The organism is Plantactinospora sp. WMMB782 (assembly GCF_049179135.1).
Taxonomy (GTDB): Bacteria; Actinomycetota; Actinomycetes; order Mycobacteriales; family Micromonosporaceae; genus Plantactinospora.
On the sequence record NZ_JBMHMC010000007.1, the window covers coordinates 5585739 to 5605135 of the forward strand.

The 19397-nt window shown below is 71.5% G+C and carries 14 protein-coding genes and 1 pseudogene; 7 read left to right on the forward strand and 8 right to left on the reverse strand.

Annotated elements, in window-relative coordinates:
- Window positions 1-208 precede the first annotated feature (208 nt).
- From ACN28A_RS27135 to ACN28A_RS27145, 3 genes and pseudogenes are all read right to left on the reverse strand, one after another.
- A pseudogene (locus tag ACN28A_RS27135) lies at window positions 209-1637 on the reverse strand (SDR family NAD(P)-dependent oxidoreductase); the annotation flags it as partial.
- A gap of 214 nt (window positions 1638-1851) precedes the next feature.
- Window positions 1852-2664: an ABC transporter ATP-binding protein gene (locus ACN28A_RS27140; RefSeq protein ID WP_421404664.1), complete on the reverse strand. Its 813-nt coding sequence runs from the start codon at window positions 2662-2664 to the stop codon at window positions 1852-1854.
- A 4-nt stretch (window positions 2665-2668) separates the two neighbouring features.
- Window positions 2669-3565, reverse strand: coding sequence for an ABC transporter permease (locus ACN28A_RS27145; protein ID WP_421399564.1), 897 nt, complete (start codon window positions 3563-3565; stop codon window positions 2669-2671).
- Window positions 3566-3717: 152 nt separating this feature from the next.
- Between ACN28A_RS27145 and ACN28A_RS27150 the strand changes: the two genes are divergently transcribed.
- The 4 genes from ACN28A_RS27150 to ACN28A_RS27165 all read left to right on the forward strand — a co-directional run bounded on the left by ACN28A_RS27150 (window position 3718) and on the right by ACN28A_RS27165 (window position 9374).
- Complete coding sequence (locus ACN28A_RS27150) at window positions 3718-4362, forward strand: TetR/AcrR family transcriptional regulator (protein ID WP_421399566.1); 645 nt, start codon at window positions 3718-3720, stop codon at window positions 4360-4362.
- A 152-nt stretch (window positions 4363-4514) separates the two neighbouring features.
- Window positions 4515-5621: a DegT/DnrJ/EryC1/StrS family aminotransferase gene (locus ACN28A_RS27155; protein WP_421399569.1), complete on the forward strand. Its 1107-nt coding sequence runs from the start codon at window positions 4515-4517 to the stop codon at window positions 5619-5621.
- Window positions 5618-6664, forward strand: coding sequence for a Gfo/Idh/MocA family protein (locus ACN28A_RS27160; protein ID WP_421399571.1), 1047 nt, complete (start codon window positions 5618-5620; stop codon window positions 6662-6664). Before ACN28A_RS27155 ends, ACN28A_RS27160 begins: the two co-directional genes overlap by 4 nt.
- A 103-nt stretch (window positions 6665-6767) precedes the next feature.
- Window positions 6768-9374 carry a glycosyltransferase family 4 protein gene (locus ACN28A_RS27165; RefSeq protein WP_421399574.1) on the forward strand — a complete coding sequence of 869 codons (2607 nt, stop codon included), beginning with the start codon at window positions 6768-6770 and terminating at the stop codon, window positions 9372-9374.
- 124 nt (window positions 9375-9498) lie between these two features.
- Here ACN28A_RS27165 and ACN28A_RS27170 read toward each other — a convergent pair whose 3' ends face one another.
- From ACN28A_RS27170 to ACN28A_RS27190, 5 genes are all read right to left on the reverse strand, one after another.
- Window positions 9499-10071 carry a hypothetical protein gene (locus tag ACN28A_RS27170; protein ID WP_421399576.1) on the reverse strand — a complete coding sequence of 191 codons (573 nt, stop codon included), beginning with the start codon at window positions 10069-10071 and terminating at the stop codon, window positions 9499-9501.
- Window positions 10064-11353 (reverse strand): glycosyltransferase family 4 protein, encoded by a 1290-nt coding sequence (locus ACN28A_RS27175; RefSeq protein WP_421399578.1) that lies wholly within the window; start codon window positions 11351-11353, stop codon window positions 10064-10066. The genes ACN28A_RS27170 and ACN28A_RS27175 overlap by 8 nt, the downstream gene beginning before the upstream one ends.
- Window positions 11346-12425 (reverse strand): non-hydrolyzing UDP-N-acetylglucosamine 2-epimerase, encoded by a 1080-nt coding sequence (wecB, locus tag ACN28A_RS27180; protein ID WP_421399580.1) that lies wholly within the window; start codon window positions 12423-12425, stop codon window positions 11346-11348. The genes ACN28A_RS27175 and wecB overlap by 8 nt, the downstream gene beginning before the upstream one ends.
- A gap of 212 nt (window positions 12426-12637) precedes the next feature.
- On the reverse strand, window positions 12638-13456 hold the full coding sequence (locus ACN28A_RS27185; RefSeq protein WP_421399582.1) for a hypothetical protein: 819 nt from the start codon (window positions 13454-13456) through the stop codon (window positions 12638-12640).
- 14 nt (window positions 13457-13470) lie between these two features.
- Window positions 13471-14112 (reverse strand): class I SAM-dependent methyltransferase, encoded by a 642-nt coding sequence (locus tag ACN28A_RS27190; protein ID WP_421399585.1) that lies wholly within the window; start codon window positions 14110-14112, stop codon window positions 13471-13473.
- A gap of 293 nt (window positions 14113-14405) precedes the next feature.
- Here ACN28A_RS27190 and ACN28A_RS27195 point away from each other — a divergent pair, with 293 nt between their 5' ends.
- The 3 genes from ACN28A_RS27195 (at window position 14406) to ACN28A_RS27205 (ending at window position 19395) form a co-directional block, all read left to right on the forward strand.
- Window positions 14406-16004: a glycosyltransferase family 4 protein gene (locus tag ACN28A_RS27195; protein WP_421399588.1), complete on the forward strand. Its 1599-nt coding sequence runs from the start codon at window positions 14406-14408 to the stop codon at window positions 16002-16004.
- 177 nt (window positions 16005-16181) lie between these two features.
- Window positions 16182-17807 carry a glycosyltransferase family 4 protein gene (locus tag ACN28A_RS27200; protein ID WP_421399591.1) on the forward strand — a complete coding sequence of 542 codons (1626 nt, stop codon included), beginning with the start codon at window positions 16182-16184 and terminating at the stop codon, window positions 17805-17807.
- A 16-nt stretch (window positions 17808-17823) separates the two neighbouring features.
- Complete coding sequence (locus tag ACN28A_RS27205; RefSeq protein WP_421399594.1) at window positions 17824-19395, forward strand: glycosyltransferase family 2 protein; 1572 nt, start codon at window positions 17824-17826, stop codon at window positions 19393-19395.
- Window positions 19396-19397: the final 2 nt, after the last annotated feature.

The window sequence follows — 19397 nt, forward strand, 5'->3', positions numbered from 1 at the left end:
GTGCCGACCCGGGGCGGCGGCACCAGGTGGTTGGCACGCTGCCGGCCGATCCGGCCGACTCCGGCCTCCCGGTCCGGCAGCGGTTCCGGGTCGGCCGGTTCCGCGTCCACGGCTTCCGCGTCCACGGCTTCCGCGTCCGCCGGTTCCGGGTCGGCTGGTGCGTCGGCCTGGCCGGTCGGGTCGCCGGGTTGGCCGGTCGGATCGCCGGGGGAGCGGCGGACGTCGACCACCTGGCCGGTCAGCCCGGAGAGCAGCACGTCCAGCGAGACCCGGGCCACCGTGTCGGCGGCCAGCAGGGTGTGTTCCGGCTCCTCGCCGAACGCCCGGGTCCGCATCGGGGTCGCGGTCCGCTCGGGGTTGACGCAGTTCACCCGTACGCCGAACTCCGACCACTCGTCGGCGAGCGCCTGGGTGAGGTTGACCACGGCGGCCTTGGTGGCCGAGTAGAGCGCGTACCGGGCCCGGCCGCGGGTGTAGGAGCTGGAGGTGTAGAGCAGCAGTTGGCCCCGGGTCTGCCGCAGGTAGGGCAGCGCCTGCCGGGCGATGTCCACCGGAGCGACCAGGTTCACCTGGAGCATGTGCGCGATCGTCGCCTCGTCCATCTCGGCGAGGGCGCCCATCCGGAGCACCCCGGCGGTCACCACCACGTGGTCGATCCGGCCGGTCGCCTCGAACGCCCCGCGCAGTGCGGCGGCGACGTCCTCGGCGCGCTCCACGTGGGTGCCGGTGCCCGACCGGCTGACCGGGAAGACGTCCGCGCCGTAGCCGCGGGCCACCTCGGCCAGCCGCGCCCCGATCCCGTGGCTGCCGCCGAAGACCACAACGGTACGGCCGCTCAGCTCCTCGACGTACGCCCGCTCGTCCACCAGCCGGGGCGCCTGGGCCGCGGCGAGCTGGAACAGCTTGTCCGCCAGGTGTACGTCGACCGGGTGGGTCACCTTGATGTTCTCGTCCGAGCCGTCGATCACCTTGATCGGCACCTCGGGCAGGTAGCGCAGCACCACCCCGCAGTCGTCGGTGGCGCTGAACTCCGGGTCCTGCCCGGCCAGCTCGTACGCGGCCCGGATGGTGCCGGACCGGAACGCCTGCGGGGTCTGACCCCGGCGCAGCCGGGCCCGGACCGGGATGTCGGTGATGCAGTCGTCGTCGTCCACCTCGATGATCGTGTCGGCGGACGGGATGGCCACGTCGACGGCGCAGTGCCGCCAGAGCGCGTTCACGCACTCCCGGACGATCCGGGGGCTCAGCAGCGGCCGGACCGCGTCGTGGAAGAGCACGTTGCAGTCGTCCGGGCCGAGTGCGTCAAGCGCCAGTCGGGTGGTGGCGTTGCGGCTGTCGCCGCCCTCGATCACCTGGCTGACCTTGCGGAATCCGGCCCGGTCCACGATCTCGCGCGCCTCGGTCACGAAGCCGGGAGCCATCAGCACCAGGATCTCGTCGATCTCGGGCGCGGACTCGAAGACGGCGATGGTGTGTTCCAGGATCGGCTTGCCGGCGATCTTGAGCAGCTGCTTGGGGATGCCCAGCCCGACCCGGGTCCCGGTGCCCCCGGCCAGCACCACCGCCACGGTCCGGGTCGGCCGCCACTGGTTGGCGGCCGGCCGGTCGACCGCCCGATTCGCCGGGTTCTGCGCCATTGCCGATCCTCACTGACTTCGCTGGTCGTTAGCGGTGTTGCCGGTGTCGTCGCGCCGTTTCGCGCCCGCCGGCGGGTTGGCGCCGATCACGCCGAACGACGGTGTCGCGCCGGTCGGAAGTCGTGCCGGTGCCGCAGACGACCTATCGGACCCTAGCGCGGCGGAGACGGAGCAGGTCGTCCCGACGTGCCGCGGCTCGACGCACGGTCACCGATCAGCTGCGGCTCATGAACTTCTCGTATTCCGGCACGACCTCGTCGGTCGGGCCGTCCGCCCGGATCACCCCGGACTCCAGCCAGATGGACCGTTCGCAGGTGGTCCGGATCGTGTCGATGCTGTGGCTGACCAGGAAGACCGTGCCCGCCTCGGCGCGCAGCTCGCGGACCCGCTGCTCGCTGCGCCGGCGGAACCGGGCGTCACCGGTGGCCAGTGCCTCGTCGATCAGCAGTACGTCGTGCTTCTTCGCGGCCGCGATCGAGAACCGCAGTCGGGCCGCCATTCCGGAGGAGTAGGTCCGCATCGGCAGCGAGCTGAAGTCGCCCCGGTCGTTGATCCCGGAGAACTTGATGATGTCCGGGGTGACCTGCTTCACCTGGGCCGGCAACATCCCCATCGCCAGGCATCCGAGCGCGACGTTGCGTTCGCCGGAGAGGTCGTTGAGCAGCGCGGCGTTGACGCCGAGCAGCGAGGGCTGGCCCTGGGTGTAGACGGCACCCCGGCTGGCCGGCAGCAGCCCGGCGATGGCCCGGAGCAGGGTCGACTTGCCGGAGCCGTTGCTGCCGATCAGGCCGACCGCCTCCCCCCGGTATGCGGTGAAGCTGACCCCCTTCACCGCGTGCACCTCGCGGACCGCGACGCTCTTGGCGCCGGTCACGATCCGCTTCAGGGTGGCGGCCGCGTTGCCGTTGCCGCCCGCGCCGGCGCCGTACACCCGGTAGATCACGTGTACGTCGTCGACCACCACGGTGGGGATCCGGGGACCGCCCACCGTGGTGGTGGTCGCCGAGAGGTCGGTCCTGGGGTCGATCGGTTCAGCCACGGCCGTACTCCTTTTCACCACGCCAGAAGTAGATGAACCCGAGAACACCGGCCAGCACCGCCCAGCCGATACCGAGCAGCCAGGACTGGGTCTGGGAGGCGGTCACCGGCGCCGTCTCCATCAGCGCGTGCCGCATCAGCTCGATATAGACCAGCAGCGGGTTGAGCTGGACCAGTGTGGCGGCCCACTCGGGCAGGTGCCGCTGGAACATCTCCACGCTGTAGAGCACGCCGGAGGCGTACATCCAGGTCCGCATCACGAACGGAATGAGCTGCTTCAGGTCGGTGACCTTGGATCCGAGCCGGGCCATCGCCATCGCCAGGCCGGCGTTGAAGACCGACTGGAGCAGCATGGCGGGGACGAGCAGCAGCCACTCCACGGTCAGCGGCTCCCCGTCGACAAGCACGATGGCGGCCAGTACGACGATCGAGGCGAGCAGGTGCTGGAACTGGGTGAGTGTGATCGCGATCGGCAGGCTGGCCCGGGGGAAGTGCAACGCCCGGATCAGCCCGAGGTTGCCGCTGATCGCCGTCACCCCGCCGCTCACCACCGACTGGGTGAAGGTGAAGACGAAGAGCCCGGTGCAGAGGTAGGCGATGAAGTTCTCGACGTCCCGGCTGGTGCCGAGGATCACGCCGAAGATCAGGTAGTAGACCGCCGCGTTGGTCAGCGGGGTCAGCACCTGCCAGACCCGTCCGAGCCGTGCCGTGCTGAACGAGGCGGCCAGCTTTGCGTTGGCGTAGGCGGTGATGAAGTGCCGATACGACCAGAGCTGCTTGACGTACGCCCCGAGGCTGGGTCGCGCTCCGGCGACCGACAGACCGTACCGGGCGGCCAGTTGTGCCTGGGTCAGCTCTGAATCGGGATGTGCTACCGCCGTGCTGGCCATAGCTGGGCGCTCCGATCTGTCCGGGCTTCAAGAATGCGTGACGACCGGCCGGTCTGGTGTGGGGTTCACCGACCGGGGCGTCGCTGGGTGGCAAGGTAGTCCAAAACTACGTCGGGACGCAACCGTACCGTCGTCGCGCTATATTGGCCCACGTGGCGACTGACAACCGGCGTGCTCCGGCGGGAGCGGCGGTACTCCGAGGGGAGATAACCGCCGCGCTCCGCCGAGCCGTGATGCAGGAACTCGCCGCGGTCGGATACGGGCGCCTCTCGATCGAGGCGATCGCGCGCCGGGCCGGCGTCGGTAAGACGGCGATCTATCGCCGCTGGAGTTCGAAGCTGGAGATGGTGCTGGAGATCGTGTCCCGGGTCGCCGGGCAGAGCCTACCCCTGCCCGACACCGGAAGCCTGCAGGGCGACCTGGAGGTGCTGCTGCGGATCGTGGCCCGGGCGCTGCGCCACCCGCTGGCCTCGCAGATCGTCCCGGACCTGCTGGCCGAGGCGGCCCGCAACCCGGAGATCGCCGAGACCCTCCAGCAGGCCCTGCGGACCAACCAGCGGGAGGTCGGCGTACTGTTGATCGACCGCGCGGTCGATCGCGGCGAGTTGCCGGCCGAGGCGGATCCGGACATCGCGATCGACCTGATCGTCGGCCCGCTCTACTGGCGGCTCGCCGTCGCCCGCACCCCGTTCCCGGAGGACTACCTGCCTCGAATGGCCGCCGCGATCGCGGCCGGGCTCGGCGCGCGGGGCCCGATGCCGGTGGGAGGGGGCCTCGACGTCGTACTCCCCGGCTGACCGGTGGCCGGCATCGTCCCGGCCACGCACGCCGACCCGGCCCCCCGGGACCCGATCCACCCCGTGACCTGAACCCCACCACTTCTTTCATCGATCGCACCGAGAGCTAGCATCACTGCCGGACGCGATCCCTCGTCGACAGGAGGATGCCCATGACTGGGCAGCAAGACCTGATCCCACCCGCGAAACCCGTCATCGGAGAAGCCGAGATCGAGGCCGCCGTACGGGTGCTCCGCAGCGGTCGGGTGGTGCAGGGGCCCGAGGTGGCCGCGTTCGAGCAGGAGTTCTCGGAACTTGTCGCCGGACGGCACTGTGTGGCCGTCAACTCCGGCACCTCCGCTCTGCAACTGACCCTGATGGCGCTGGGGATCGGCCCCGGCGACGAGGTCGTGGTGCCGTCGTTCTCCTTCGCGGCGAGCGCCAACGCGGTCCGCCTGGTCGGTGCCGAGCCGATCTTCGCCGACATCGAGGCCGGCAGCTTCTGCCTGGACCCGGCCTCGGTCGAGGCGGCGATCACCCCGCGCACCGTGGCGATCATGCCGGTGCACCTCTACGGCCACCCCGCCGCGATGGACCGGCTGATGCCGATCGCGCAGCGACACAACCTGGCCGTCGTGGAGGACGCCGCCCAGGCGCACGCCGCGGCCCTGCACGGCCAGCCGGTCGGCAGCTTCGGCACCGCCGGCTGCTTCAGCTTCTATCCCACCAAGAACATGCACTCGCTCGAAGGTGGCATGATCACCACCGGCGACGCCGAGCTGGCCCGGACCCTGCGGCTGCTGCGCAACCAGGGCATGGAGCAGCGGTACGCCAACGAGATCGTCGGGGCCAACATGCGGCTCACCGACGTGGCCGCGGCGATCGGGCGGGTGCAGCTCAAGCGGCTCCCCGAGTGGACCGAGCAGCGGCGGGCGAACGCCAAACTCCTCGACTCCCGGATCACCGGCGCGATCACCCCGCCGACCGCCGACGGTGCCCGGCACGTCTACCACCAGTACACGGTCCGGATCACCGCGGACCGGGACGCCGCACAGCAGAAGCTGCTGGATCGGGGTGTCGGAAACGCCGTGTACTATCCGACTCCGATCCACCGGTTGAAGCCGTACCTCGGCAAGGACGGCGAGCCGGGTCCGTGGCACCTGCCGGAGACCGAGCGGGCCGCCCGCGAGGTGGTCTCGCTGCCGGTCCACCCTTCGCTGAGCGCGACCGACCTCGAGCGGATCGCCGATGCCGTGAACAGCCTGGAGGACGCACAGTGAGTGTCGTCAGCGGCTCGGGGCGTACCCTCCGCGCCGGCCTGATCGGATTGGGCGCGATGGGCCGCAACCATGCCCGGGTGCTGTCCGGCCTGGACGGTGTCGAGCTGGTCGGTGTCGCCGATCCGGCCGGCGACTCGACCGGCACGGTCCGGGCGCCGGTGGTGGCGACCCTGGCCGAGCTGATCGCGATGAAGCTCGACTACGCGGTCGTCGCCTGCCCCACCGCCCTGCACGAGCAGGTGGGTCTGGAACTCGCCGCCAACGGCGTCAGCGCGCTGATCGAGAAGCCGCTCGCCCAGTCCGTCGAGACCGCCCAGCGACTGGTCGACGCGTTCGAGAGCGCCGGGCTGGTCGCCGGCGTCGGGCACATCGAGCGGTACAACCCGGCGTTGCAGAATCTGCGCAGCCGGCTGGAGGCGGGCGAACTGGGCGAGGTCTTCCAGGTCGTCACCCGCCGGCAGGGCCCGTTCCCGCACCGGATCGCCGACGTCGGCGTGGTGATGGACCTGGCCACCCACGACATCGACCTGACCAGCTGGGTCACCGGCCAGGAGTACGTCTCGGTCTCGGCCCGGACGGTCTCCCGCAGCGGTCGGCTGCACGAGGACATGGTGGCGGCGGTCGGCCAGCTCGCCGACGGCACGATGGTCAACCACCTGGTGAACTGGCTGAGCCCGCTGAAGGAGCGGTCGACGGTGATCACGGGCGACCGGGGCTGCTTCATCGCCGACACCCTCACCGCGGACCTCACCTTCTACGCCAACGGCGCGATCGACACCGAGTGGGAGGCGCTGCGCGCGTTCCGCGGGGTGGCCGAGGGCGACATGGTGCGGTATGCCATCCCGAAGCGGGAGCCGTTGCTGGTCGAGCACGAGCGGTTCCGCGACGCGGTGGAGGGCAAGGAGAGCGACATCGTGACGTTGCGCCAGGGCCTGCGTACCGTGCAGGTGGCGGCGGCGGTGCTCCAGTCCGCCACGGACGGCAGCACGGTGCCGGTCGCGCCGGGCGAGCGCACTGTCGGCGACCTCGCCACGACCGGCTGAAACCGCCCGCGGTTCTCCGCGGTTTCGTCCGAGAGATTCCGGTGATGATCGCACAGCCCGTCGCAGGCGGGTAAGAGTCGGCCCGTCCTAACTGGAGGAATGCATGGCACCGCCCGCTCGCCGACCGCGACTGGCAGTGATCGTCGGAAACGGCATCACCGGGGACTCCCGGGTACAGAAGACGGCCATCTCGGCGGCGCGGGCCGGCTGGGAGGTGCTGCTGATCGGCGCCGGGCGGGGTCGCGCGGTGAAGTCGACAATGGGCGTCGTCCAGGTCGTCCGGGTCGGCGTAGCCGCGCACATGCGGGCGAAGCAGAAGGGTCACAAGCTGCGTCGGATCGTCACCCAGTTCGGCATCGCCGACAAGGAGGCGCTGGCGCGCACCCGGGCGGCGAACCAGACCTGGGTACGCCAGACCACGGCCCGGATCGGCCGGATGCGGGCCACCGAGGGGCGGTCGGCGGCGGCCAACGCGATCGCCGTACCGGCCAGCCGGGCGCTGGGCGCACTGGTCCGGGCCCGCCGGCTCACCCACAAGCTGCGGGTCCGGGCCTTCCAGTGGGAGCAGCGCTACCAGGCGGCCCCGACCGGGCAGTGGGCCAAGGACTGGCCCTACCTGCTCGACCTCGACCTCGCGTTCGGCCCGGCGATCGAGGAGTTCAAGCCGGACGTGATCCACGCCAACGACATCACGATGATCGGCACGGCGGCGCAGAGCGTGGCCCGGATGCGCAACCGGGGCGACAAGGTCAAGTGGATCTACGACGCGCACGAGTACGTGCGCGGTGTGGACTGGCCGGAGCCGTTGCAGGCCACCGCCTTCAACGCACTCGAGAAGGAGTTCATCGGCTTCGCCGACGCGGTCGTCACCGTCTCCCCGGAGATCGCCGACCTGCTGCGCAAGGACTACAAGCTGAAGAAGACCCCGCTGGTGGTCCGCAACGTGCCGATCAGGGAGACGGTCGGTACCGCCCGGGACACCTACTCGGTACGCCGGGCCTGTGGGCTGGAGCCGGACGTGCCGCTGCTTGTCTACTCCGGCTGGCTCGCCGCCGAGCGGGGTCTCGGGGTGGCCGTCGACGCCCTGCCGGAGCTGCCCGAGTTCCACCTCGCGATCGTCTCCGGACGGACCAGCCCGGAGCTGACCACGCTGCTGGCAAAGGCGGCCCAGCTCGGCGTGCGGCAGCGCATCCACGTGGTGCCGTACGTGCCGCAGCACGCCGTTTCGGACTACCTCTCCTCGGCGGACCTCGGCCTGATCTGTTCCAAGCGGACCCTGAACTACGAGATCTCACTGCCCACCAAGCTCGCCGAATACCTGCACGGCGGGCTGCCGGTGGTGGTCAGCGACGTGAAGACGTTGAGCGCCTACGTCCGGGAGCACCGGGTCGGCGAGGTGTTCCGGGCCGACGACGCGGCGAGCTTCGTGGCCACCGTGACGCACGCGATGGCGAACCGGAAGCAGCTGGCCGACGCGATCACCGAGGAGATGCTCGACGACCTCTCCTGGGAGCGGCAGAGCGCAGGGCTGATGCGCCTCTACTCCGAGGTCTCCGGGATCACGCCGGCCAACCCGCGCCCCGAGGTGCGCTGGTCGCTGACCGAGCAGCCGGTGCCGGTCGCCGCTCCGGCGGCCGAGCCGGGTCCGCTGCCCCGGTGGCGCCCGCTGGACAACACGAACATCCGGCTGGGCCTGGGCCCGGCGAACTACGCCGGCCAGCTCGCCACCTTCGCCCAGGCGATCTGCCGGAGCAACGCCGAGGTCTCGGCCGAGGTCGTGATGACGAAGACCTCGGACGTCCTGCTCTATCCGGCGGACGTCTACGTCGACCAGTCCCGGCTGCCCGACCTGGACTGCCAGCTGGAGCTGGTGCAGCGGGCGATAGGCCGTTACACCCACCTGGTCGCGGACGCCTTCCTACCGTTCTTCGGGCACCTGAACGGCAACAACATCGAAGGCGACCTGCCGGCGCTGCAACGAGCCAAGATCAAGGTCGCGCTGCTCGGCCACGGCAGCGAGGTACGCCATCCCGGGCGGCACCTGGCCCGGCACGAGTTCTCGCTGTTCCGGGACGCTCCGGACGGCTACGTCGAGCGCTACACGGCGCGGGCCGAGCGTAACCGCAGGGTGGCCGAGGAGACCGGGCTGCCGCTCTTCGTCACCACCCCGGACCTGCTCGACGACCTGCCCTGGGCGACCTGGGCGCCGCTGGTGGTGGACCTGGACGCCTGGTCCACCGACGAGCCGGTGATGGAGCGAAGCCGGCCGGTGGTGCTGCACGGCCCGTCGAAGCGCTGGACCAAGGGCACCGACCGGATCCTTCCGGTGCTGACCTCGCTGCACGACCGGGGCGCGATCGAGCTGAAGCTGGCCGAGAACGTTCCGTGGAAGGACATGGCGGAGCTGGTCAAGACCAGTGACATCGTGATCGACCAGTTCACCACCGGCAGTTACGGCACGTTCGCGGTCGAGGCGATGGCCGCCGGGAAGCCGGTGGTGGCGTACCTCAGCGAGAGTGTGGCCGGAACCGTGGGCACCACCCCGCCGATCGTGAACGCCACCCCGGCCAACCTGGACCAGGTGCTGGAGTCGCTGCTGGACGACCGGACCGGCACCGCGCGCCGGGGAGCCGAGTCGGTGGCGTACGTCCGGGAGTACCACGACGGCCGCCGCACCGCGACCGCCTTCGCGGGCTTCCTGAACAGCTGACGCCTTCCGGCCGGACGTGGTCCGGTCGCCTACCACCGACGGGTTCGGCCGCCGACCGGTCCGGAGCGATCCGGACGCCGGCCGGCGTCCGAACCGCTGCCGAGAGCGTGGTTCGCGATACCGGTCAGCCGGCCGGTGCGGGCAGCACCGCCCCGGCATCGAAGCAGAGTGTCGGTGCGGCACCGCGTGCGGTCAGGCTGGCCAGAATCGTGGCGGCGGCCGGCATCGAACCGGGATCGGCCACCACCAGCACGTCGAACCGGCCCCGCTGGAGCACGTACCGGTCGAGCAGTCGCAGCCGAGGGTCGCCCTTCCTCGCATAGAGCGGCTGGAACAGCCGCCGGTACACCGGCATGCCGACCCGGCGATGCACCCGGTCCGCGAAGCCCCGCTGGTATGCCCGGTTCGCCTTCTTCGACCGGCCGGCCAGCGCCCCCCGACCGGCCGCCCTGAACAGGAGGCCGGGGGCCCGGAACAGCACCAGCTGCTCGACGGCGAGCGGCGCCAGCCGCAGTTCGAGTTTGGTCAGGTCGACGGTGCGCAGCTGCTTCGGCAGCTTCTCTCGGCGCCACTTCGCGATGTCGCTGACCACGAGGGTGGCGCTGCCACCGGCGGCGAGCACCCGATCGACGTCGGCCAGCACAGCGAGGCGACGGGAGCCGTCCAGGGCCAGGATCAACACCTGCGGTTCAGCCATTGGTACCGGCATCCCATCCGATCGTGGTCGACGCTGCCGCGTCCGAATCGCCGAACCATGCCGCGCGGTGGCTGCGGGCGACGGCGGGGTAGCTGTACTTCTCGGCGAGTTCGCGCTGTGCGCGGGCCAGCTCGAGGCCGTGCGGGAAGCGGTCCCGCAGCCGGCGGTAGCCGTCCACGATGGACTCCGCGTTCTCCTCGACGGGGATCAGCTCGCCAGCCGCCTCTTCGAGCCCGGCCAGGGTCTCCTCCGGCCCGCCGCAGCGGGTGACCAGCACCGGCGTGCCCGCGGCGATCGCCTCCACGATCGTCATGCCGAAAGTCTCGAACCGGCTCGGATGCACCAGCAGGTCGTGCTCGCGCATCATCCGCAGCGCGTCGTCCGGCGGCAGTGCGCCGGCGAAGGTGACCGCGTCCGCGACGTCGAGTTCGGCGGCCCGCCTGGCCAGGTCGTTCCGCAGCTGTCCCTCGCCGACGAACGTGAGGGACAACTCCGGCTCCTCGGCCCGGCACTTGGCGAACGCCTCCAACAGCCAGGAGACGCCCTTGCGGGGGAGCAAGCCGCCGACGAAGAGCCAGCGGTGCAACGCGGTGACCGGGGCGGCCCGGGGATGGTCGAACGAGATCGGGTTGGGGATGAAGCCGATCCGCTCCGCGTGGTGCGGGAACGCCTCGACCAGTGGCCGACGGACGGCGTCGCCGACGGCGAAGAATCCGGCGCAGCGGTGCAGCAGTTCGTCGTACATCGCCCGGGCCTCGGGCTGTTCGAGCACCAGGTTGAGGAAGGTGGCGTGCTCGGTCACGAAGACCCTCGCGTCCGGGCGGGCGTTGTGCAGGGCCGCCCAGCCGCCCGGCAGCCCGACGTGGGCGTGCACCACCGGCGCGTCGATGGGGGCGTTGCCCAGCACCGCCCGGAGCGCCTCGGTGTGGTTGCCGGAGATCACCGCGTAGTCCGGAGTCACCGGCATGACCACCGGCAGGTGCACCAGGTCGGCCCCGCCGACGGTGGGCCGGCGGTGCACCCCCTGCGGCAGCAGACCCCGGAACGCCTCGTCGATGGCGGCGGTGGTCTCCGCCGGCAGCCGGTGCCCCCACTCGTCGGTGTGGTAGACGGTGACCTGCCGGTAGTCCGGTGCGGTCGCCTCCACCATCGCCTGCACGAAAGCGCCCCGGAACGGACGCTGGCCGGTCGGATACCACGGCGTGACGACGGCGACGTCGCTGGCGGTGTTCGTCCGCACCTGGCGCGGTCCGGGGCTCGCCGGACGGTCCCGGTCAGGCATGGCGCTCGAGGATCTCGACCACCCGCTGCGCGGCGGTGCCGTCGCCGTACGGGGCTGCCCGCTCGGTCGCCGGCGCCGGCCGGGTCGCCGTCTCGATCCAGTCGGGCGTCCCGGCCGGGTCCGGGACGAGCCGGTTCCAGTCACCGTCCAGCGTCTCGATCCACTCGGTCTCCGGGCGCAGCGTGGTGCAGACCCGGCCGAGCAGGAACGCCTCCTTCTGCAGACCGCCGGAGTCGGTGACGACCCCGGTCGAGCCGAGCACCGCGGCGACCATGGCGGCGTAACCGACCGGCCGGCCCACGTGGATGGCCCCCTGGGCGAGCTTCAGGCCGTACTGTTCGGTCCGGGCCAGCAGTCGGGGGTGGGCCAGCAGGGCGACCGGCACGGGCAGCGCGGCGAGCGCCGCGACCAGCCCGGCGAGCCGCTCGGGGTCATCGGTGTTCTCCGCCCGGTGCAGCGTGGCGAGCAGGTACGGCGAGGACGGGTCGATCCCCTCCGGCAGGGTGGGCCGCGGGTGCTCGCCGGCGAGTACGGCGTCCCGGATCCGCAGGCAGACGTCGACCATCACGTCCCCGGCGAGCACGGAACGGGCGGCCAGCCCTTCGTCGGCGAGGTGCCGCATGGCCTCCTCGGTCGGGGCCAGCAGCAGGTCGGCGGCGTGGTCCGTGAGCACCCGGTTGTGCTCCTCCGGCATCCGCCGGTTGAACGAGCGCAGCCCGGCCTCCAGGTGCGCGACCTTCAGGTGCTGCTTGACCGCCGCGACCGCGCCGGCCAGCGTCGAGTTGGTGTCGCCGTAGACAAGAACCCAGTCCGGCTCCTGCTCGGCCAGCACCGGGTCGATTCCGGCCAGCACCGCACCGGTCTGCACGCCGTGACTGCCGGAGCCGACTCCGAGGTGGACGTCCGGGTCAGGGATGCCCAGGCCGGAGAAGAAGACGTCGGAGAGGTCGGCGTCGTAGTGCTGACCGGTGTGCACGATTACGTGTTCGTGTTCCGTCCGGGCGAAGGCGGCCGCGATCGGCGCGAGTTTCACCAACTGCGGACGGGCTCCGACAACGCTGACAACCTTCACTGCGGATTACTCCCGGCGTCGATCGACGGTGAAATGCGAGGCATTGGCTGATTCATGCGCTCCTGATCGCGCCGTCTTCGCGCGACAGGGCGGGAATGGTACAGCACCCCTGGTACCCAGACGATACGTCACCCGCTCGGTGCCCTCCCAGCCGGCCGCTGCCCCGGCACGGTCCGGAACGGATGTGGCCGGGAACGCCGGTAGCGGGCGGATCAGGCGTCGCCCGATCCGCTGCCGGTGCCCCGGACCGATCGGCGCCCGCGCCAGACTCGGGCCAGTTCCCGGGGTACGTCGACCAGGGCGCGCCCCGGCGCCCGCGCTCCCCGGGCGACCGCGGAGCCGAGCCGGAACCCGGCCGACGACTCGATCCCGGCCAGCCGGTGCCGCAGCTCCCGCAGTTCGGCATCCTGCACCGCGACCCGGTCGGTCAGCTCGGCCAACCTTCGTCGTACCGGCCGGGTCACCAGGTCGGCGAGCTGGTATTCGTTGACCACCCGCAGCAGCGCGGCCAGCTCCGTCGCGTCCCCGTCGTCCGGTTCCGCCTTCGGTCCGCTTCCGACCGGCTCGACCGGGGTACGGGCGTCGATCAGGTAACCGCGCAGCGGTACGAGCCGGTCCACCCGCTCGACGACAAGCGCGCTGGACACCCCGCGGATCGCGGCCCGGTCCAGCGGGGAGACCTCCCGGATCTGGCACTGGCCGGCCACCAGCGGCCCGACCAGCCGGTGGCACGGCAGTTCCTCGACCGGCCAGCCGATCAGCAGCGCCGCCCGGGTGCCCGGCCCGGCCCGGCGCAGCAGCGGAACCAGTGCGTCCGGGTCGGTGTGCACGGGCGAGTCGGCGCCGAGCAGGCAGAACAGCATGCTTCCCGCGCCGAGGTCCGCCCCGGTGGCCTCGTCGAGCCGCTGCCGGCGGTAGCCGACCGCCGGAGGCAGCCGCAGCTGCCGCTCCAGCTTGACGTCTGGATGGCTGACGTCGACAACCTCGCGTACCCCGTCGAGGTAACGCGGAAGGATCTCGGAGATCCGCACCTGTGCGCCTCCGCTCAGCCGGTCCGGGTGAAGACGTAGAACCCGTTGGGGTTGCCGCGGAACGCGTACGGCCGCCAGCCGTCGAACCTCAGGCCGCACTCCCGGGCCAGCGGAAGGTACCGTTGCCGACCCCGGGCGACCTGGTAGTTCCCGTACGCCCGGTCGCCGTCCTCGCCCCAGTCGGCGACGACCAGGCGACCCCGGAACCGGACCAGCGAGGCCAGGTTTCGCACCGACTGCTCCCACTGCCCGTCGTCGAGCACGTGGAAGAGCACGTCCACCGCGAGCACCAGGTCGTACGGCCACGGGCTGCGCCACCCGGAAAGGGTGGACCGGAAGTACCGGGCGCCGCCGCCTCGCCGCCGGCAGTGGGTCAGTGCGCTCTCGCTGGCGTCGATTCCGTCGACCTGGTGGCCGAACCGGGCCAGTTCCCGGCTGAACCAACCCTTGCCACAGCCGGCGTCGAGCAGGAACAGCGGCGCGACCGGGTCCGACTGGTGGCCGACGATGTCCAGCAGCAGGCTCAGGCGCAGGATGTAGAACATCCGGTTTGTCGGCTCGTCGAAGGAGGTGTCCCCGCCGGAGCGCAGGTCGCCCTCCCGCCGGTGCCGGTCGTCCCAGTAGGCGGCGTTCTCCTCGGCGGACAACAACTGCACCCCGGCTCACCGTCCTCGACTCGTACCCGGCGCATCTGTCGGTGGCTCCGGCGGCGACGCTAACACGCCCTCGTCCGGGCAGAACCGAACTACCCGGCGAGGCGGGGCGGAACCGGTCAAACGAGGGTGCGCAGGTTACCGGACCCGGCGATTCCGGTGGATCCGGCCGAGCCGATGGATCCGACCAGCTTGCCGTACACTCGTCGGGTCCTCGGGGCCCTTGGAAGGCGGGATAACCAAAGATGGTGGTTGACGGCGCGGCCGGGATGTCCGACTCCCGTCGGCGGATTGTCATGTTGGTCGACAACGGGGTCATCGGTGACTCCCGGGTGCAGAAGGTCGCCCGCTCGGCCGCCGAGGCCGGCTGGGACGTGATCCTGCTCGGCTGTTCGCCGACCGGCCAACTTCAGACCTGGCAGCTCGGTCGGGCCGAGGTCCGGTTGGTGCCGTTCCCGCAGCCGCTGGCGAAGAAGCGGCACGAGTTCCGCCGGGTCTTCCGGCGCGGGCCGCTGGCCTACCCGCCGAGCGGCATCGCCGAGCACCGCGCGCAGTGGGTCCGGGCCTGGCGGGCCGACCTGCGGGTCCGGGCCGCGCAGCTCGCGATCGCGCGGCGGGGTGAGGGACCGGTGCCTCCCGGCGGGGCCCGGCGGCTGCGGCTGGAGGAGCAGGCGGCGGGGGTGCTGAAGAAGTGGGTCTCCTTCCGCTACTGGCAGCTCACCAGCGCCCAGCGGGCCCGCCGCCGGCTGGAGGGGCCGGTCGACCGCTTCTACACCTGGTTCTGGAGCGCCGTGCAGGGTGAGCGCAGCTGGCGTCGGTTGGAGCCCGGGCTCTGGGATTACGAGCTGGCCTTCGGTCCGGTGATCGACGAACTGGCGCCCGACCTGATCCACGCCCACGACTACCGGATGGTCGGGGTGGGTGCCCGGGCGACGGTCCGGGCCCGGGCGGCCGGCCGGGACGTCAAACTGGTCTGGGACGCCCACGAGTTCCTGCCCGGTCTCAGCTCGGCGACCAAGCGGGGGCGCTGGCTGAAGGCACACGTCGCGCACGAGCGCGAGTACGCGCCCTTCGCCGACGTGGTGCTCACCGTCTCCGAGGGGCTGGCCGAGCTGCTGAAGGAGTCGCACGGGCTGGCCGAACTGCCGACCGTGGTGATGAACGCGCCGGACGTGACGGTGCGGGACCGGTCGACCGAGTCCGGGGGAGACGAGCCTGTCTCGGACATCCGCACCCGGTGCGGGCTGGGCCCGGAAACCCCACTCCTGGCGTACTCGGGCGGCATCGCGCCGGTGCGCGGCGTCGACGTGATGATCGACGCGCTGCCGACCCTGACCGACGTGCACGTGGCGCTCGTCTCGCTGCCGCCGGGCAGGCGCAGCTCGGCGTCGATCGACACGCTGCTGGCCCGGGCCGCCAGGCTCGGGGTGGCCGACCGGGTGCACCTGCTGCCCTACGTGCCGCACTGGCAGGTCTCCGAGTTCCTCTCCACAGCCAATGCCGCGGTGAGTCCGCTCGTGCACCTGACCAACCACGAGATCGCGCTGAGCAACAAGTTCTTCGAGTATTCCCAGGCCCGACTGCCGATGGTGGTCAGCGACGTACGGACGATGGCCGCCACAGTCCGGTCCACCGGGCAGGGCGAGGTGTTCCGGGCACAGGACGTGACGGACTACGTCCGGGCGGTCCGCGCGGTACTTGCCGACCCGGCCCGCTACCGGGCCGCATACGACCGCCCCGGGCTGCTGGAGAGCTGGACCTGGGAGGCGCAGGCCAGGACCCTGGAGCAGGTCTACCGGCGGTTGCTGCCCGCTCGTCCGCCCAGCGGGCAACCGGATACTTCGGGTCACCTGGTCACTACCGGTACGCGACGCACGCTCGAGACCACCGGCTGATTCGAGCGGCCGGCAGCGATACCACCTGGGAAAACCCTCGTACGGGTCGATCGGCGCCGTTCTGCCGATGAGGATCGATTCGGCCGACAGTCACGATCGGCAACCGCAGCCGGGATTGCCGTACACTCGCCGGAGTCCTGGCGGAAGCCCGACCGGAAGGGCAGCGAAGAAACAGCCATGGAGTTCGACGGCGCCGCCGAGGCGCGGAGCGCGCGTGGGCGCGTGGTGATGCTTGTCGACAACGGGGTGAACGGTGACTCCCGAGTGCAGAAGGCGGCCCGCTCGGCCGCCGCGGCCGGCTGGGAGGTGATCCTGCTCGGCCGTTCCCCGCACGGGCAGCCGCAGCAGTGGCGGCTCGGCGACGCCGAGGTCCGACTGCTGCCGATGCCGGATCCGCTGGCCCGCCGCCGGCACGACTACCGCCGTGCCTGGCTGCGCTGGCCGCTCGCCTATCCGCCGGGTGGCATCGCACCATGGCGGGCCCAGTCGGCCAAGGCCCGTCAGGCCGACCTGCGGTTCCGGCAGGCGCAGCTCACCCTGGCGGCCCGAGCCGGCCGTCCCGACCCGTTCGGGCAGCGGCTGCTCCGGCTCCGGCTGCTCGCCGCCCAGCTGCGCCGCCGCTGGGTCTCCTTCCGCTACTGGCAGCTGACAAGGGCGCAGAACGGCCGGAAGTTCCGCAATCCGTGGGACCGTGGCTACACCTGGTTCTGGCAGCGACTGCGCGGCGACGGGGCCTGGCGCCGGCTGGAACCGGGACTGTGGGACTACGAGCTGGCGTACGGGCCGGTGGTGGACGAGCTGGCGCCGGACCTGATCCACGCCAACGACTTCCGGATGCTCGGGGTGGGCGCGCGGGCCAAGATCCGGGCACAGGCCGCCGGCCGCGCGGTCAGGCTGGTCTGGGACGCGCACGAGTTCCTGCCCGGTCTCAAGCCGTGGCGGGACAACGCCCGCTGGCTGCCGGCGAACGTCGGCCACGAGCGGGAGTACGCCCCGTACGCCGACGCGGTGGTGACCGTCTCCGAGGCGCTTGGCGACCTGCTGCGCGGGCACCACGGCCTGACCGAGCGCCCGGCCGTGGTGCTGAACGCGCCGGACGTCGGCGACCGGCCGACCGGAACGGGCGAGCCGCAGCCGGAGCTGCGCCGCCGCTGCGGGATCGGGCCGGACGTGCCGCTGCTGGTCTACAGCGGTGCGGCGAGCGCCCAGCGCGGCATCGACATCACCGTGGCCGGACTGCCGGAGCTGCCCGGGGTACACGTCGCGCTGGTGGTGAACAAGCCGGCCGGTCCGCAGATGCAGGACGTACTGCGCCGGGCCGCCCGGCTCGGGATCGCCGACCGGGTACACGTGCTGCCGTACGTCGCGCACTGGCAGGTGGTGCCGTTCCTGGCCGGTGCCGACGTCGGGGTGATCCCGATCCACCACTGGCCCAACCACGAGATCGCGCTGATCACCAAGTTCTTCGAGTACTCGCACGCCAGGCTGCCGATCGTGGTCAGCGACGTGCGGACGATGGCCGAGACGGTCCGCTCGACCGGACAGGGCGAGGTGTTCCGGGCCGAGGACGTGGCCGACTACGTCCGCGCCGTCCGGGCCGTACTCCGCGACGCCGCGCGCTACCGGGCCGCGTACGACCGGCCGGGGCTGCTGGAAAGCTGGACCTGGCAGGCGCAGGCCGCCGTCCTCGACGAGGTCTACACCCGGCTGCTGCCCGGTTCGGTGCCGCAGGGCGCCGCGGCGGACCTGCTCGGCTCGACCCCGGGCAGCGGGTCGCGACCGGCCGTCGGGCTGCCGGCGTGAGGGCGGCGGTGGCCTGATGGGGACCCCCGACGTCAGTGTGGTGGTGGCGGTCTACAACACCATGCCCTACCTCACCAAGTGTCTGGACTCGCTTGTGCGGCAGAGCATCGGTCGTGACCGGATGGAGATCGTCGCGGTGGACGACGGCTCCACCGACGGCAGTGGCCGGGAACTGGACCGCTTCGCCCGGCTCTACCCGGCGACCGTCAAGGTGCTCCACCAGGAGAATTCGGGCGGTCCGGCCGCGCCGAGCAACCGGGGTCTGGAGCTTGCGACCGGCCGGTACGTCTTCTTCATCGGGGCCGACGACTATCTCGGCGACGAGGCGCTGGAGCGGCTGGTGGCCGCCGCCGACGAGTACGGCTCGGACGTGGTGCTCGGCAGGACGGTCGGGGTCAACAGCCGCAACATCCACCAGGCGGTCTTCGCCCGGACCGAGCCCGACCTCGACCTGTTCGACTCGGCGCTGCCCTGGGCGCTGTCGAACACCAAACTGTTCCGGCACGAGCTGATCGCGCGGTACGGGCTGCGCTATCCGGAGGACATGCCGGTCGGCAGCGACCAGCCGTTCACCCTGGAGGCGTGCTACCGGGCGAAGCGGATCTCCGTGCTCGCCGACTACCACTTCTACCACGCGGTCCGCCGGCTCAACGCGCACAACATCACCTACCGGTCGCGGCACCTGGAGCGGCTGCGCTGCGCCGAGCAACTGGTGGAGTTCGTCGCCGGCCTGATCGAGCCGGGCCGGCAGCGGGACGCCGTGCTGGTCCGGCATTTCGCCTGGGAGATCGCCCGGCTGCTGGAGGACGACTTCCGCCAACTGGACAGGACGGTCCAGGAGCAGGTGGTGGCCGGCATCCGGACACTGGCCGACCGGTACCTCACCGACGACATCCGGGACCGGTTGGAGATCGAGGCGCGGCTGCGGATCTCCACAGCCCAGCGCGGCACCCTGGACGACCTGCTCGCGGTGATCCGACAGGACGCCGAGGAGGGGGTACCGCCGACCATCGTCGACGGGGACCGCTGGTACGCCGGTTATCCCGGCTTCCGGGACGCCCGGCTGGCGATGCCGGACCGCTGGTTCGACGTCTCGGACGCGGCGGCCGACTGGCTGGCCCGGATGGACGCGGTCGACCTGCGGTGGGAAACCGCCCCGGACGGCAGCCGCGGTCTGACGATCACCGCGCACACTCCCCGGCGCAACATGGCCAGCCTCACCTCGGGTCCGATCGGGCTGGCCGCCGGAGACGTGGTCGGCACCACCCTGGAGACCAGCCGGGACGTCGACGGCACCACCGTGCGGGCCCGGTTCCGGGTGGACCAGCTGCTCGCGGGGCTCGGTGCGGGCAGCACGCTGCTCACGGTGCGGTCCCAGTTGACCGCGTTCGGCACCACCGGCTCCAGCCCGCTGCGGATGCCGACCAGGCCGACCGCGCCCCGCATGATCTTCCGGCGGGGGGTCCGGCTCTTCGTTCTCACGCCCACCAGAAGTCACCGTGGGCAACTCGTGATCGCAATAGCAGCTGTCACGCCACGTCGGGTCATGGCCCAGTTGCGGCGTAGGTTGCCCAAGGGAGGAAAGTAGAG